The sequence below is a fragment of the Bacillus halotolerans genome (genome assembly GCF_004006435.1).
Classification (GTDB): Bacteria; Bacillota; Bacilli; order Bacillales; family Bacillaceae; genus Bacillus; species Bacillus halotolerans.
This window is the reverse complement of sequence record NZ_CP029364.1, coordinates 2,638,069-2,655,224: the sequence shown is the minus strand read 5'-3', so window position 1 is coordinate 2,655,224 and position 17,156 is coordinate 2,638,069. Positions and strand designations below refer to the sequence as shown.

Annotated in this window: 12 protein-coding genes; 4 read left to right on the top strand and 8 right to left on the bottom strand. The window is 44.2% G+C overall.

Annotated elements, in window-relative coordinates; all coding sequences use genetic code 11:
- Positions 1-5 precede the first annotated feature (5 nt).
- On the bottom strand, positions 6-3,881 hold the full coding sequence (locus DIC78_RS13540) for a lamin tail domain-containing metallophosphoesterase family protein (RefSeq protein ID WP_106019626.1): 3,876 nt from the start codon (positions 3,879-3,881) through the stop codon (positions 6-8).
- A 574-nt stretch (positions 3,882-4,455) separates the two neighbouring features.
- On the opposite strand from DIC78_RS13540, the gene DIC78_RS13530 reads away from it, so the two are divergent.
- On the top strand, positions 4,456-4,965 hold the full coding sequence (locus DIC78_RS13530) for a MarR family transcriptional regulator (protein ID WP_127696441.1): 510 nt from the start codon (positions 4,456-4,458) through the stop codon (positions 4,963-4,965).
- Between the two features lie 16 nt (positions 4,966-4,981).
- On the top strand, positions 4,982-6,196 hold the full coding sequence (locus tag DIC78_RS13525) for an MFS transporter (protein ID WP_127696440.1): 1,215 nt from the start codon (positions 4,982-4,984) through the stop codon (positions 6,194-6,196).
- Between the two features lie 26 nt (positions 6,197-6,222).
- Here the strand turns inward: DIC78_RS13525 and DIC78_RS13520 are convergent, their stop codons facing one another.
- Genes DIC78_RS13520 through DIC78_RS13505 form a run of 4 tightly spaced genes read right to left on the bottom strand, consistent with a single transcriptional unit; the run spans position 6,223 to position 8,233 of the window.
- A complete protein-coding gene (locus DIC78_RS13520; RefSeq protein ID WP_010332033.1) occupies positions 6,223-6,582 on the bottom strand; it encodes a phage holin family protein in 360 nt (119 codons plus the stop codon).
- 1 nt (position 6,583) lies between these two features.
- Positions 6,584-6,781 carry a PspC domain-containing protein gene (locus tag DIC78_RS13515; protein WP_024122997.1) on the bottom strand — a complete coding sequence of 66 codons (198 nt, stop codon included), beginning with the start codon at positions 6,779-6,781 and terminating at the stop codon, positions 6,584-6,586.
- A 4-nt stretch (positions 6,782-6,785) separates the two neighbouring features.
- The gene (locus tag DIC78_RS13510) at positions 6,786-7,883 is read right to left on the bottom strand and encodes a DUF4097 family beta strand repeat-containing protein (RefSeq protein WP_024122998.1); all 1,098 of its coding nucleotides are present in this window, start codon (positions 7,881-7,883) and stop codon (positions 6,786-6,788) included.
- A 23-nt stretch (positions 7,884-7,906) separates the two neighbouring features.
- Complete coding sequence (locus tag DIC78_RS13505) at positions 7,907-8,233, bottom strand: hypothetical protein (RefSeq protein WP_101859879.1); 327 nt, start codon at positions 8,231-8,233, stop codon at positions 7,907-7,909.
- Between the two features lie 218 nt (positions 8,234-8,451).
- On the opposite strand from DIC78_RS13505, the gene DIC78_RS13500 reads away from it, so the two are divergent.
- Complete coding sequence (locus DIC78_RS13500; protein ID WP_024123000.1) at positions 8,452-8,682, top strand: hypothetical protein; 231 nt, start codon at positions 8,452-8,454, stop codon at positions 8,680-8,682.
- Between the two features lie 43 nt (positions 8,683-8,725).
- On the opposite strand, the gene uvrA is transcribed toward DIC78_RS13500, so the two are convergent.
- From uvrA to DIC78_RS13485, 3 genes are all read right to left on the bottom strand, one after another.
- Positions 8,726-11,599, bottom strand: a complete 2,874-nt coding sequence (gene uvrA, locus DIC78_RS13495; RefSeq protein WP_106019629.1) for an excinuclease ABC subunit UvrA — start codon at positions 11,597-11,599, stop codon at positions 8,726-8,728.
- A 7-nt stretch (positions 11,600-11,606) separates the two neighbouring features.
- Positions 11,607-13,592: an excinuclease ABC subunit UvrB gene (gene uvrB, locus DIC78_RS13490; protein ID WP_010332039.1), complete on the bottom strand. Its 1,986-nt coding sequence runs from the start codon at positions 13,590-13,592 to the stop codon at positions 11,607-11,609.
- A 182-nt stretch (positions 13,593-13,774) separates the two neighbouring features.
- Complete coding sequence (locus DIC78_RS13485) at positions 13,775-14,005, bottom strand: CsbA family protein (RefSeq protein ID WP_003228053.1); 231 nt, start codon at positions 14,003-14,005, stop codon at positions 13,775-13,777.
- A 630-nt stretch (positions 14,006-14,635) separates the two neighbouring features.
- Between DIC78_RS13485 and DIC78_RS13480 the strand changes: the two genes are divergently transcribed.
- A complete protein-coding gene (locus tag DIC78_RS13480) occupies positions 14,636-17,131 on the top strand; it encodes a PEP/pyruvate-binding domain-containing protein (protein WP_127696439.1) in 2,496 nt (831 codons plus the stop codon).
- Positions 17,132-17,156 lie beyond the last annotated feature (25 nt).

The window sequence follows — 17,156 nt, the reverse complement described above, 5'->3', positions numbered from 1 at the left end:
CCTTTTTAAGGATTGGAGACACGGCGAAAATCAAACTGGTCTGGCGCTGGACGATAGGTTTCTTTTTTCGTCTTGAACTTCCAGATCGGTGATTTCGTTTTTCCGTTAAAGCTGTCTTCCACAATGGTGTACCAATAATAAACAGAACTCGGCTCTAGATTCTCCCAAAGGAATTCGGCGGTTTCCCCGCTTTTCACTTTCTCGCGTTTTCCGAGCTGTTCGTTTGTATAGACATTGCATTCAAAATAATCGGTTTCTACTCTTTTCATTCTTGGCTTCAGATCAAGCTCCAGCGTAAACTCATCCTTGTTGCCGTAACTATCTGTATCATAAAAGTTTTTATCATCCAAATACGGAGAGTATGTGGATACATGCACCACATTGTTTGCCTGGTCAAACTGCATCAAACGCAAATATCCCTGGCCGCCCTCGGGCCCGCCCTGATAATCAGCAAGCATTTGATGTACGAGACGATCCGGTTTTCCGTCTCCGTCATCATCCAGCTCATCTGTTTTTCTCATCGCGCTGTGATAATGTCCGCTTAACACCATCACGACATTCGGGTTCGGCTTGACAACTTTCTTGAAAATTTTCTCGCCGATCGGGCTTCTGTTTCCGCTTACGAGTAAATATTCATGAAAAGCTAAGACAGCTGTCCTGTCAGGGTGCTTCTTCAGCACTTGATTCATCCATGCGATGTCTTCGTCCGTGATGCCCCAGCCCATGTACAGCATGATATAATCATTGCCGCTGCTTGATATGAGGTCATAATGCCCGCGGTTATTTTTGTACGATTCGCCATAATACAGTCTCTTATCGAAACGGTGGCTGCCAAAGTATTTGCCAAATGCCCTGTAGGAGCCGTCCTTATGACCGACATCGTGGTTTCCGGCCAGCACGCCGTAAGGAATTCCGCTGTTGTCCAGGACACGCATTGATTGATCAGCGTTTCTCCACTGTCTGATATCCGCGGAATCATCTACAATATCCCCTGTATGAAACACGTATTTCGTATTCAGCTTCCTTTGGGTATTTTTGATCCATGCAGTCTGCTTATCAAAAATATGCGGATAGCTTTTTGCATAATATTGCGTGTCTGACATCCAGACAAAGGTATACATATCCTTCGCAGGAGGAATTTCGTCCTGAACAATGATATTCACCTTAGATTTCCGTACATAATCGGAAGCGATGACAGACGCCTTTAGCGTGAACTGTTTGTCATCTTTGGCAACGAAGCTGTCAATCGGCTGCCACTGGCTTGTCCGGTAATTCCAAGCGTACATTGTCACTTTCCTCCCCGGCAGAGAGCTTCCTCTCCAAACGGCTTCAGCTAAATCATTCTCATCAATGGACGGGTCAACCGTCACTTCAAAACGGTGATAAGGAAAAAGCTCCTTCTCTTCAGTTGACACTGTTTTTCCGTCAGCTCCTGACACCCGATTCATTTCTTCATTGGTAAACGGCGTCTCGCTTTCCGGGACAAAGCTCTTCGGAGGTTCAGTCAGTGACGCATGCTTAAAAATTTTCACATTATTTCTGTTTTGCGCGGTATATTGAAAGCCTCTGTAAAAAGACACATCCATCGCATCATTCGTCGGATCCTTCACCCGCACCGAAAGCTTGGCTTTGTGCGTATCGGCATCGCTATTTACGATTTCCGGCTGGTCCGGATGCTCCCGCTCTGTCTTAAATGTCCGCTCAATAACCGTTTTATTGCCAGCCAAATCTGTTGCTGAGACTTTCAGCGTGTGTTTGCCCGGAGACAGCTCAGAAGTTGACGTATGATATGGGAGCGTAATGCTGTCACCATCTAAAAATGCCTCTGTTTCCTCTATTTTGCTCCATTTATCAAACATATCTGCCTGCAGAACCAGATTTCCTTTATACGTCTGTCCGTCCGTCACATTCGGTTCGATGTGCGGCCCTGAATTATCAACCCGCACTACAAAACTCAGGTTTTCATTCCCGTCGCTTACTGCAATATGATGGGCTCCTTCAGTCAGCTTCTCTGTATCCCACTTCAGCAGCTGTGACGTAAACAGTCCGTCAGGCAAATGAAATTGAAACGGCCAGCTTTTATTTGAGCGCTGATTATCCCCAATAAAAAGCTCCTTCTCGGGAGAAATACGCTCATCCCTGATCACCGTTCCATCCGATAATACCAATCGGGCATTTTTGACTAAAAAGTCATCACGGTTTTCAGCCGTATCAAACGGAGATACCTTTGAACCCGATCGTATCGTGATACGCTGCAGCTGATTCCCTTTTTGAAGCAGCGTCTCCGGCAGAGGGACAGAGTAGGTGCGGTATTTATTTGTCGTATCATCGAAGACTTTTAGCACCTTGCCGTCCATCGTTACAGCATTTTTAAAGTAAAGGTTCGTTTTTCGGGTATCGAACGCAAAATATACTTCTTTTTCCATGGCGGGCTCTGTCAGTTGTTTTTTTCCGTCAATCCACAACTTAATGCTGTCAGTCCGCCCATCCGTAGTCGCTTTGAGAAACTGTGTCCCCGAAAGTGTATCTCTGTTTTCTATATTCATCCGCAAACCGTGCGACTTGCTTGTTTGCTTAATATCAATCATTTTGACAGGCGTCTTCGCTTCATTAATCCCGTCACCGGCTACGACGTAATACTCAAGCTGATCCTTCCCGATCAGCTCAGGTGAGTAGACAATATAATGGTACAAATGATCGTTGCGGTCTTTTTCAGCGAAAATGCGTTTGAACGGTTTGTTTTCATCTGTTCGATAATAAAAGGCGGCCGTTTTCACTAAACTGCGGTCACGTATGTCAGCCCGCAGTTCAATGCTTTCAGCCGGACGGACAGGCTTGCGGTCTGTTAAATCTTCTATAACCGGCTTTTCTTTATCAAGCATCATTTTTCGTTTTTGCTCTGGAACCTGCGCCTGTAAAACCGAGCCTGGCGACGGATTTTTTTCTGCTATTGAAATGTTGAGCAGTTCCGCTGTTCCATCGAGAGGATATTTATAAAGCACAGACGACAGGCGGCGCAGCGCATGCTTTCTGTAGTGCGCAACTGAAATATCCTTCCCTGTATTCGTCGATATCGCAACCGCACGCGGCCGGGTATTCGCCATGCCCTCTGTTCCTTCCAGCACCAACAGATTTTCCCCTTCTCTCAAATGTGTCTGATAGTGCCGGTTAAAATCATCCGCTGTCAACTCAGGATGTCCGGCAGGCTTGAGCCAAAATACACAGGTTTCGCCAGAAGGAATGACGACCCGCTGATCAGGTCTCCAAATCAAATCGGAGTCCGGCCCTTCCTTCGGATAGCGATATCGGATGTGATAATCTTTAAAATCAATTGTTCTGTCGGTTGTATTATATACCTCAATAAATTCATAACCGTCTGTACGCCCGGTATTTTTTGTATCAACCGCAAGCTCGGTGATCAGCAGCTCCGGGATATGGGCGAGATCAGCCTGAAATCCATCCAGCTTCAGTGTCTTCGTTTCTGACTCCACCTGCTGCTTTCCATTCGAGAACACAATGTAATACTCGAGCTCGCTATTCCAGATTGACCTCTTCGGAATTTGCGCCAAAAACTGGCGGATAGCTCCAGGGGTTGGGTCCATCGGCACCATTTTATAGCCCAGTTCATTGCTTTGTTTATAAAACAAAAAGGCAGAAAACGATTGATACTCACTGTCACGCACGTGCGCCTGAATAATCAGGTTGCCCTTCATTTCAGCCTTCACTTCAATTTGAGGAGGGTTTTCAAGCAAGGGTATGTAATGAGGCGTTTGGAACGGTTCCTGCTTTATGACGGGCAAAGCCCTCGCTTCATGATAGCCGCCAGACTGAACAAACAGAAAAGACAATAATAAAGAAGCTATGACTGTGTATTTTCTCATCACGACACCTCCCTTTTCACGTATTTTGCGTCTGAACAGGGAAGCTTATGAGTTAATTTTTGTGCAAAAAGAACAAAAAGACATCGGCCTCTTGAAGTTAAACCGGTTAACGATAAAATCAGAGAGGCAGATTGATGGATAACAGCCTTCATAATGAATGATTTCAAGCGATACAAGAGTTCGCATTAAAAAGAGATAAGCACGGTACAGCTTCCATCTCATTCACCTCTTAAAATGAGATGGATTATTGATAGACAGCACTTAAAGCTTCAACGGATCATTTTCAGAAATAACCTTTTTTCATTTCATAGACGATTACCACAATTAATGTTTATCAGTAAACATCGGTCATTCCATCCCTTATTCTGCCATGTGTCAATATCATCAGCCCTAAAAAATTGAAAATAAGTGTAAATGCCATGGTTTTTACACTATTTTTACTGGTCATTTTTAAGCTTCCTTAAGCACCAGCAATTGACAACAAAAACAAGTACAGATAAAATCAAATCGTTCACCGGTAAACAATTTTTATTATTTCCTGGTAAACCATTCATTCAAAGAAAGAAGGTAGCCTATGTCCGGTCTGACAAAACAGCTGATATACGACATATACGTTCGGCTCCTGCATCTTAATGAACAAAAAGCGAATACTTCACTTCAGCAGTTCTTTAAGGAGGCCGCAGAAGAAGATGTGATTGATGTTCCCAAAAACATCACTAGCATCCATGTCGTTGACTGTATTGGCCAACATGAACCGATTAATAATACGAGAATTGCCAAAAAAATGAACTTATCAAAAGCGAACGTAACGAAAATCAGCACAAAACTGATCAAAGAAGAATTTATCAATCGCTATCAGCTGACTGATAACAAAAAAGAAGTCTATTTCAAATTAACCCGTAAAGGCAGACAGATTTTTGATTTGCATGAAAAACTGCACAAAAAAAAGGAGCTGGCATTTTACCAATTCCTTGATTCATTCTCACAAGATGAACAGAATGCTGTATTGAAATTTTTAGAACAGCTTACCTCCAGACTTGAAGCTGAGCAAACAGATGATACTTCAGAGAAACCTGTAAAGTAAAAAAGGGGGTTGTTTTATGGCTCAAACGAAATCAAAAGCAATGCTGATCTTGTATATTGTTTGTTTCAGCGCATTTTTTGCTTCTTTAAGCCAAAATATGTATTCACCCATCATCCCGATTATTAAAGAATCTTTCCATGTCTCTGTAACCCTCGTAAACCTGACAATTTCAGTTTTTATGATTGTGACAGCCATTATGCAAATTATTTTGGGCGCCATCATCGATTTTAAAGGCGCGCGTTATGTCTTGCTTGCCGGAATACTGGCAACGGCGGCAGCCAGTTTCGTGTGTGCCGTCACCACTGATTTTACTTTGTTTCTTATTTTTAGAATCGTACAGGCAGCCGGTTCCGCAGCACTCCCTCTCATTGCAGCCACCACAATCGGCCAGCTATTTACAGGCAATGATCGCGGAAATGCCATGGGTACGTATCAAATGCAGCTTTCGGCCGCCCCGGCTATTGCTCCTGTCCTCGGGGGATTTCTCGGCGGGGCTTACGGACACGAAGGGATCTTTTGGATGCTGACGGTGATCTCTGTTATTTTATTAGCAACAAACAGCATTTTCTTCCCTAAGGATTCTCATAGCGGATCAAAGCAAGATGCAAAATCAAGCAGTTTGCTTGCTCATTATAAATCCATTTTCACAAACAGAGCTGGAAATGTCATTCTGACCTTAAGCTTTTTTCTCTTTTTCATTTATTTTGCGGTTATTGTCTATCTTCCGATATTGCTGACGGAACATTATCATATGGATGTACAGATAGCGGGACTGTTATATTTGCCTCTGGCGTTAAGCACAATCGCTGGTACCTTTCTGTTTAAAAACATACAGGCAAAAGTTCCTTTAAGTACATTGTTTGTCTACAGCAATTCAATTGCAGCGGTCAGCATCATTTTATTTGCTTTTACCCATTCCGTCTCGATCATTCTTATGGCTCTCACATTGGCGCTGTTCGGTGTCTCGATGGGGGTTATTCCTCCCCTGTATTCCACGATGATCACCAATGAGTTTGAACACAACAGGGGGAGCGCGATCGGAATCTTTAACTTTGTCAGATATACAGGTATGGCGGCCGGCCCGATGATATCAGCTTATCTGTTGACACGGATGCCGTCTGTCATGTCCTTTGGCCTTTTGGGTATCGCATTTGCCATATTGAGCTTTTGCCTTCTGCCGTATATGCATCAGGCGAAACATGACATCAAACAAGAAAAACATCTTATGTAAAAAAGCTGCCATTTGCATGGCAGCTTTTATTTTTTTCGAAGCGGTTCTAAAATGCCTTTTTGAATCAGCAAATGGAACACCGACAGGACAACAGATGCCAAGATGGCTGATCCGAAGCCGTCAATTTGAAAACTGTCACCCATAATGGACGCTGTCATCATCAAGGTGATGGCATTAATCACAAACAAAAAGAGACCCAGCGTCACAACTGTGACAGGCAGCGTAAAGATAATCAAGAGCGGTTTAATCAGCACGTTTAAGATTGATAAAATGAGGCTGGCAATAATCGCTGCCCCGATGCTGCTGATATGGATGGAATCAATGTAACCGTCAATGACGATTAATAATAATGCATTTACTAAAATGCTGACTGCCCATTTGACCATGTTACTTCATATCCCTTTCTGACGGAACAATAAAAATCCAAATGATATATATGAGCAGAACAGGAATAACGCTTGTCATAACGGCCAAAATGACGGTTATCACTCTGAGGAGTGACGCATCCCAGTTGAAATACTCCGCCAGGCCGCCGATGACGCCGGCCATTTTCCTGTTTTTTTCTGAACGATATAATCTATTCATTCGATCACCTCTGTGTATACTTTAATTTGATGGCGCCAGTTAATGATTCGGAGAAAACGGCGATGTTTTGATCATGTGCTTGATTAGAAGTGAACATCATTTCTTTTTGAATGGTATCATTTTTTTCTTTCAGCATGTCAACATCTATTAATTCGTGGGACAGCGAGCCGAGATTGCTTTTCAGTTCAGCCTTCACCGCAAGATCATCCGGAATCGACAGCTCCACATTTCCAGTCGTCGTTTTTGTGTAAATCGAGCGGCAGTCTGATTCTGTTACAGTAATCGCGATATTTCCGTTAAAGCTTTGAACATCAATGGATTCGCTTTTTCCGCGCAGATCAATCAGCCCGTTAATGGTTTCCGCTTCTATCGTGCCGCAATTGTGATTGGCTAGCTTAATTTGGCCGTTCGCCGTTTCTGCCGAAGCTTTTTCAGCCGTCAAATTCGAGAACGACAGCACGCCATTTGTCGTTTTCGCCGAGAACTCTTTTACATGTAAATGTTCCCCTCTGATCGGTCCGTTAAACAGCTTCACCCGAATCTTATCATACTCCTTCTGAGGAATATACAATGTGACATTGGTTTTCATCGTTTTCTTTTCTGTACGGATAAAAAACTTATTTCCTTTGATTTCACATTCAATATGCTGAAGAAAAGCGTCTCTTGCTGCTTCTTGGCTGTCAGTGCGATATACCTTCGCCTGGCATTCCGCTCTGATATCCTCGTCTTCCCACGGAACAATATTTACGCTGCCGTTTGCGATCTGAAGCTCTACACTGGAAAAATCATTATCCTTAAATTGAAAAATATGCTGTACGTCAAACGAGTGACCGAAGTTCAAATCAAGATCAACTTCTTTGACCTTTTTCACAGCAGAATCAATCCAATCGAACAGCTTCGCCCCTAAAGACGGCTTGCTGCCCTCTTTTTTGGCCGCTGTGAATGGCTCATCCTCTTCATGAACGTTAACTGACAGAGCCGTGATTTTTTCTTCTTTTTCCTTATAGTCGCTGTCGAGCTTTTCAATCAGCGTCAGTGCTTCCTGTGCCGTCAGCTTTCCTTCCTCCACAAGCTTGAGGATTCGTTCCTTTTCCTGCTTCATTCGATCTCCTCCCTATGATCTACTTATGCTGCACGCAGCACCTTAATGCCCTGAATGACGTTCCAAATCATAATGCCAATCACAACTAAGAAATATACGATTGCACCGCCAATCATCACAAATACAGGCATCACACTGTCCCCATCTATGGCAATAGCCCCGCCAAGAAAAGCGATAAATAAAACCAGCCAGCCGGCAAAAGGAACAATGTGAGAAAGCAGAGAACGTATCGCGTGACGTTTTGTCTCTTTCTCATCAACAACAAAATAAGCGACAATCGGCACAATGACCGGCGCGATAAAGACGCTGAAATAACAAAGTGATGCAATTATGGCTTGGTTACGGTTCAATTTATTCAACTCCAATCGTTAATCATCCGTGACAATAAGTCAGGACGTTTTACTTAGATAGATATACGTATAAAACCTCCAGAGGTTTCAAAATCATCCTTTAGACATGCTTCCATTTACGGAAATTGGATTTTAAAAAGTTTTAGAAGTAGAATCTTTCAGCCGTACCGATTACAATATGTAAAAAGCTTACGGCAATCAAGGAGGCTGGACAAGCAATGGAGAAAGATCCCAGTGACTATACAGTAACACAAGAATCCGTTTTAAAACTGATTCATGAACAAAAAAGAATGAACCGTGAAATGTTAGCCGAGCTTGAACAGATTCACGGGCCTCTTCCCATCTCTCATGACATTCAATATATAAAAGTTCTTCTGGACAGCAGCAGCACTCATATTGTTCAAGATTTAATGAATGTGAGCCGGCAGCTGTATAAGAAGACGTTTTAATAAATACTGCAAAGAAAAGTGAAAACCCTCTGAAAAGAGGGTTTTAAGATGTTGCAGTTTCTTTCGCTTCCAAGAGTGACTTCATGCGTTTTTTGTCACGCTCCATAACAGGCTTCAAATAACGCCCTGTATACGACTCTTCCACTTCAGTGATTTCCTCCGGTGTTCCCGACGCGACAATGGTGCCGCCTCCGGCTCCGCCTTCGGGCCCCAGATCAACAATATAATCAGACGTCTTGATGATATCAAGATTATGCTCAATGACAAGCACTGTATCCCCATTATCAACCAAACGCTGAAGCACGACAAGAAGTCTGGCGATATCGTCGACATGCAAACCTGTTGTCGGTTCATCTAAAATGTACAGCGTGCGGCCGGTTGAGCGTTTATGCAGTTCAGATGCAAGTTTCACCCGCTGCGCTTCACCGCCTGACAAGGTAGTCGCCGGCTGGCCGAGCGTAATATAACCAAGACCAACATCGTACAGGGTTTGGAGCTTGCGCTTAATTTTCGGGATATTTTCAAAGAAAGAAAGAGCATCTTCGACCGTCATATCAAGCACATCAGAAATGCTTTTTCCTTTGTATGTCACTTCAAGTGTTTCCCGGTTGTAGCGTTTGCCGTGGCACACTTCACATGGCACGTATACGTCAGGAAGGAAATGCATTTCAATTTTTATAATCCCGTCTCCGCGGCAGGCTTCACATCGTCCGCCCTTCACATTAAAACTGAAACGGCCTTTCTTATAGCCGCGAACTTTCGCTTCATTTGTCTGTGCGAATACATCGCGAATATCGTCAAAAACACCGGTGTATGTCGCAGGATTTGACCGCGGCGTTCTTCCGATCGGCGCCTGATCGATATCAATGACTTTGTCTAAATGTTCGAGGCCTTTGATTTCTTTATGGCTGCCGGGCTTCGCTTTTGCTTTATGAAGCTTTTGCGCCAGTGCCTTGTGAAGAATTTCATTGACGAGGGTGCTTTTCCCTGATCCTGATACACCCGTAACCGCTGTAAACGTTCCTAGCGGAAACTTGGCATTTGCCTTTTTCAAATTGTTTTCTGAAGCGCCTTTAATCTCAATATAGCGGCCGTCCGGTTTTCTTCTTTCGGGAGGCAGCGGGATAAACTTTTTCCCTGATAAGTAACTGCCTGTTAACGAATCTTGATCTGCCATGACTTCTTCCGGAGTTCCCGCGGAAATAACTTGTCCTCCGTGGATGCCGGCACCCGGGCCGATATCAATTAAATAATCGGCTGCCATCATCGTATCCTCATCATGTTCTACGACGATCAGTGTGTTCCCCAGGTCTCTCATGTTTTTCAGCGCGCTGATTAAACGGTCGTTATCACGCTGGTGCAGACCAATTGATGGCTCATCTAAAATATAAAGCACACCGGATAACCGCGAACCGATTTGAGTTGCCAGCCTGATCCGCTGCGCCTCTCCCCCGGACAATGTTCCCGCTGCCCGGCTCAGTGTCAGATAATCAAGTCCAACTTTGTCCAGAAAGCTTAAACGCTCCACAATTTCCCGCAAAATCAGATCGGCAATCTTCATATCCTTTTCAGAAAGCGTAAGGTCTTTGAAGAAATCAAGGGCATTTCCGACAGACAGCTCGGTAATTTTTCCGATGTGACGTCCGTCGACCAGTACCGCAAGCGCCTCTTTCTTTAGCCGATAACCTTTACAAGTCGGACAAGCCTTTTGGGACATATATTGCTCCATCTGCTCACGGATGAAATCCGAGCCTGTCTCCTTGTAACGTCTTTCAATGTTGCGCAATACGCCTTCAAATTGGATTTCACCTTCGCGTATTTGCCCGAAATCATTTTCGTAACGGAAATAAATCAGGTCATCTCCGCTTCCATAAAGGACTTTATCCAGCTGATGCTTCGGCAGATCCTTTACCGGTACATCCATATCAATGCCGTAATGGGTGCAGACCGCTTCAAGAAGCTGCGGATAATATTGTGAGCTGATCGGCGTCCAAGGGGCAATTGCATTCTCTTTCAACGACAAATCTTGATTGGGAATGACAAGATCTGCATCAACTTCGAGCTTCATACCTAGACCGTCACACGTTGGACACGCTCCGAATGGGCTGTTGAATGAAAAAAGCCGCGGCTCAAGTTCACCGATTGAAAATCCGCAATGCGGACAGGCATGATGCTCACTGAACATCAGCTCTTCCTCACCGATCACATCAATCATGACACGCCCTTCACCTAATCGAAGCGCTGTCTCCAATGAATCCGACAGACGGGCTGCTACGCCTTCTTTTACCACAATCCGGTCAATGACAACCTCGATTGAATGTTTTTTATTCTTTTCTAATTCGATCTCATCAGAGAGCTCGGCCATCTCGCCGTCAATTCTGACTCTGACATAGCCTTGTTTTCTGATCTGCTCAAGCGCTTTTACATGAGCGCCTTTTCTGCCGGACACAATCGGCGCCAGCACCTGAAGCTTCGTCCGCTCCGGATATTCCAAAATCCTGTCCACCATCTGCTCAATGGTCTGTGACGTGATTTCGATTCCGTGCTCCGGGCAATGCGGCTTTCCTACTCTCGCATACAAAAGACGCAGATAATCATAAATTTCCGTTACCGTACCGACAGTAGATCTCGGGTTTCGACTCGTTGTTTTCTGGTCAATGCTGATGGCAGGAGAAAGCCCTTCAATCGCATCGACATCAGGCTTATCCATTTGCCCTAAAAACTGGCGGGCATAGGCGGATAACGACTCAACATATCGTCTCTGCCCTTCTGCATATATGGTATCAAAGGCAAGGGAGGATTTCCCTGAACCAGACAGGCCCGTGACAACGACAAGCTGATCTCTCGGAATGGTCACATCAATATTTTTCAGGTTGTGCGCCCTTGCTCCCTTCACCTCAATCCGATCCATAGCCATTCTTTCATCATCCTTCCGCTTTTAACTCTAAAAGTAAATCGCGAAGCTCCGCGGCTCTTTCAAAATCAAGCGCCTTGGCGGCTTCCTTCATTTCGTGCTCCATTTGTTCGACGACTTTCTGACGCTCTTTCTTCGTCATTTTCGACAACTTCGGCGCAGCTTTTGTTTTATACTCCGCTTTGTCCTCAGCAGCCACAGTCGCACGAATCACGTCACGAATTTCTTTATTAATCGTTTGCGGCGTAATGCCGTGTTCTTCGTTAAACCGCTCCTGCTGCTCGCGCCGGCGTTTCGTTTCATTAATTGCAATTTCCATAGACTTCGTCATTTTATCGGCGTACATGATGACACGGCCTTCCGCGTTCCTCGCCGCCCGTCCGATCGTCTGAATAAGCGAACGCTCCGAACGCAGGAAGCCTTCCTTATCCGCATCTAAAATCGCAACCAGGGATACTTCCGGAATATCAAGCCCCTCTCTCAGGAGGTTGATGCCAATGAGCACATCATGCTTGCCGAGACGCAAATCACGAATAATTTCGATCCGTTCAAGCGTCTTAATTTCTGAATGCAGATAATTAACCTTGATGCCGATTTCTTTTAAATAATCGGTTAGGTCCTCTGACATCTTCTTCGTCAAAGTCGTTACAAGCACCCGTTCATTCCGTTCAACTCTCGCGTGAATTTCACCGATTAAATCATCAATCTGGCCTTCAATCGGCCGCACGTCAATAAGCGGGTCAAGAAGCCCTGTCGGACGGATGATCTGCTCTATCATTTCATCTGTATGTTCAATTTCATACGGCCCTGGTGTGGCTGACACATAGACGATATTGTGCATATGCTTTTCAAATTCTTCAAACCGGAGCGGGCGGTTATCAAGCGCTGACGGAAGACGGAATCCGTGATCCACCAGCACCTGCTTTCTCGCCTGGTCTCCGTTAAACATGCCGCGCACCTGAGGAATCGTCACGTGCGACTCATCCACCACAATCATAAAATCGTCAGGAAAATAATCGAGAAGCGTATACGGCGTTGAACCCGGCGGGCGAAGCGTCAAATGTCTTGAATAATTCTCAATGCCGGAGCAGAATCCCATTTCCCGCATCATTTCAAGATCATATCTCGTCCGCTGCTCTAAGCGCTGCGCTTCCAGAAGCTTGCCGTTTTCATGCATGACCTTCAGCTGCTCCTCAAGCTCCTTCTCGATATTTTGAATCGCTTTTTCCATTTTTTCGGCCCGCGTAACGAAGTGGGATGCCGGGAAAATCGCGATATGTTCACGGTCGCCTAAAATTTCTCCGGTCAGGGCGTCCACTTCCCTAATCCGTTCAATTTCATCTCCGAAAAACTCGACTCTTACACAGTGTTCATCACGGGATGCCGGGAAAATTTCCACTACATCTCCGCGCACACGAAACGTACCGCGCTGAAAATCAATGTCGTTGCGGGCATATTGAATGTCAACAAGCTTTCTAAGCAGCTCGTTGCGCTCAATTTCCATTTCAGGACGCAATGACACAACCATTTCACGGTATTCTTCAGGCGAACCGAGACCGTAAATACAAGACACACTCGCAATGATAATCACATCTCTCCGTTCAAACAGAGACGATGTAGCGGAGTGTCTGAGTTTATCAATTTCATCATTAATGCTGGCATCTTTCTCTATAAATGTATCCGTTTGAGGCACATACGCCTCCGGCTGATAATAATCATAGTAGCTGACAAAATACTCGACAGCATTGTTCGGGAAAAATTCCTTAAACTCGCTGTAAAGCTGTCCGGCAAGGGTTTTGTTATGGGCAATGACGAGTGTCGGCTTATTGACTTCTTTAATCAAATTGGACACCGTAAATGTTTTGCCCGTTCCTGTTGCACCCAGCAGAGTCTGATGCTTCTTGCCCTCCTGAATGCCTTTGACAAGCTTTTCAATGGCTTTCGGCTGATCTCCCTGGGGCTGGTATTTTGAGACTAACTCAAAGCGATCTTTCACAAATAAGCCTCCGTTTCTTTAACGAAATCTTCCTATAGATATAGTAACACAATGGAAAGCAAAATCACCAAAAATACGAACTAAAGTTCGGTGGTTTTTTATTTCCAGCTATTTTCATGTATAAAAAACCTGCTTTTAAAACGTAAAAGCAGGAATTCATCTTTATATTCATTATGTCCGGTTTATTCTTCTTTTTTCTCAGCAGCTTTTTTGGCCATGTAAAGTCCGCCGGCCACAAGAGAGACAACATCTAATCCTACAATAAAATACGTTTCTGTATAGCCTTTTAAATAAGAAGCAAACAGCAATGCAGCTGTAAGAGCGATCGCCACATAATGGTTAAAGGTCACTCTCGTAAATAGGACGACAAGCATAAAAGGGAAAAATAATGCAAAAACGGCTTTTGTAATCACAAAAACCCTCCTCAGGGATTCTTCATCTGATTTGATTATAGTAAAAAATGAAGAATCGGACAATCGTGCAATGGTTCCCTCTTTTTACACCATACCCTTTTTCAGTTCAATTCAATCATCGTGCCCTGCCGCAAAACTCTCTTCTTATAGATAGACAGATGCCTCGTCCGATTTTTTGGCAAGACCCAAATCCAGCTATTCAACCCGGACAGAAGAAATGTTCATAATAAAATAATAGATTACCGGCAGGCAAAATAGACGGTATCAAATATAAAGAAAAATTGACTTTAGTGCGGCTGAATGAGAGCTGAAACTGTACTGATTGTCAAATCAACAGGAAGGTAGGTATTAAGTCTCGTTTAAGTGAAGGAAGCTTGACCAACAGCGATCTGAAAGCTCAGTGAAACGATTTGCGAATACGAAAAAATAAGCAAACAGACCCGCTCAGTTTTATTTTTCATGATCATCTAACTAACTTAAATATTCATTTTATTTAGGGCTTTTTGCGTTTGACAACATTTTCCTATAAACCTACAATTGAGTGATAGTGTTCACTATCATTTTTTTGAACATTGGCTCCCAAAAATAAAAGATAGAGAGAAAAATACTAAGGAAAGAGGGGTTTTAAACATGTACTCTGTGTTATTTCGCCAAGCTGAAGAATCCAGTCAGCTGGCTGGAGCAAAAGGCATGAATCTGATTAAACTGACCAAACACGGACTTCCTGTTCCAGATGGGTTTATCATTCAAACGAACGCTCTCGCCCGTTTTATGGAGGATAATCAGCTTCATGATTCAAGCGAAAATATCGAAAATGCCATTATTGCCGGAGCATTTTCAGATGAGCTAAAGAACGAACTGACGAGCTCCTTTTACGAGCTGAGAGAATCATATCGTTCCGTGGCCGTCCGCTCATCATCAGCCTCAGAAGATTTAGAGGGCGCTTCATTCGCCGGTCAATATGAAACCTATTTAAATATAAAAACAGAAGAAGAATTTCTGGCTAAGGTGAAAGAATGCTGGGCCTCCTTTTTCTCAGGCAGGGTCAGCCGCTATAAGAAGAAAATGAACAATCAAATCGCAGAGCCGTTAATGGGTGTTGTGGTGCAGGGCCTGATTAATTCAGAAATATCGGGTGTGATTTTCAGCCAAAATCCCGTTACCCATGATGATAGAGAGTTATTAATCAGCGCCAGCTACGGCCTGGGAGAAGCGGTCGTATCAGGAAGCGTCACTCCTGACACGTATATCGTTCATAAAGCTTCATTTGAGATTCAGAAAGAAATGGGTTTAAAAGAGATCTACATGGAGTCCGCAGCAGAAGGCATTGCCGAAAAAGAAACGAGCGAAGACATGCGCAGCCGTTTTTGCCTTACAGATGAACAGGTAATTGAGCTGGCTGAAATCACCAAAAAAACCGAAGCCCTATACGGATATCCTGTTGATTTAGAATTCGGCATCGCCAATCATAAACTGTACCTTCTGCAGGCACGGCCAATTACCACCATTGAACAGGATAAAAAAGCGGCTGAGGAAGAACGGAACTTCATGATCACCGGCGAGGATATGGATGATTTTTGGCTCAATATGGAGTCCAACATCGAAGGCCCGGTCAGTCCGCTATTTTCATCTTTTATTGTGCCCGCACTTGAATACGGCTTAAAGAAAAGTATGCAGCAGTTCCCGATCGGTGTCATCGTCGATGAAGTAAAAGTTTACCGGGGACATATTTATTCAAAAAATCAAGGCGGACAACAACAGCCTCCTGAGGACAGTGCCGAAGAGCTTTTTCCGATATTGGCCGAGCGCATGTACGACATCATTCATAACACGTACCTTCCGTTTTACCGGACATTGGACCAACTCACACAAACGGAACACACTCCGGAAAGTGCGCTGGAGGCCTTTAAAAAACTGAAGGCCTTTTATCTCACGGCCTATGAGGAACACTTCAATATCGTTTTCCCGCAAATTCTGTTGACGAACAAACTGCAAGCAATGTATCAAAACATTCAGGGTGAAGCTGAAAACTCACATTTTTATGAAATGCTGACAGGAGTCATGAACAAATCGCTGGAAACAGACCGCGGCCTATGGCAATTCTCCGTTGAAGTACGAGAAAATCCGAGTCTGACAGCCATTTTTGAGCATACCGAGCCGCAACAGCTGCAGAAGAAATTAGAACAAATCGACGAGGGCAGACGTTTCCTGCAAAAAATCAATGAATTTTTACAGGAATACGGATGGAGATCTGTAAAAAGCCACGATCTGATTGAACAGACTTGGGCAGAGAATCCATATTACGCATTGACTCATATTCAAAACTACGTCCGCAATGGCTATCATTTTGACAACGAATTTAAGAAGACCATTGAAAAACGTGAGAAGTTGTACAATGAATTCTTGCAAAGCATTGAGGATTCCGCTTTGCAGAAAGAATTTGAACGTTATTATCAATGGACGCTGAATTCGTCCAATATTAAAGATGATCATCATTTTTACATTGATGCTATGCTGGATGCCAAGGCAAGAGTCTTTTTGCTGAAGGTAGGAGAATTGCTGGCAAAAAGCGGTGTGATCCGAGATCGAGAAGACCTTTGGTTCTTATATGATGACGAGGTGGAAAACGCGCTCCTTCATCCCGTATCCCTTCAAGAGAAGGCTGAAAAACGGAGACAAATCTTTCATGAGTATGAGCTGGCACAGGCGCCTGCTTATCTCGGTACACCGACAAAAGCGCAGCTGAAAGCGGCTGAAGAAATTGTCGGTGCTGTCATAGAAGATGAAAAAAACACGGAGAATGATATTTTCGGAATTGCAGCATCAAGCGGTATCGCAACAGGGCCGGTTAAATTGATTCGGGATGCCAGTGAGTTTTCTCGATTCGCGCCTGGAGACATCCTGGTTTGCAAAATGACGACACCGCTATGGACCAGCCTGTTTCAAGATGCCAAAGCCATTATTACAGACACCGGAGGAATCTTGTCTCACGCAGCGATTATCGCACGGGAATACGGCATTCCGGCTGTTCTCGGCACACGTGCAGCGACAGAAAGGCTTCGAGATGGAGACATCGTCACTGTAGACGGAAACAGCGGCAAAATCACAGTTGTCAGCCGGTCCTGATGCGCCCACCCTCTTTATTATACAA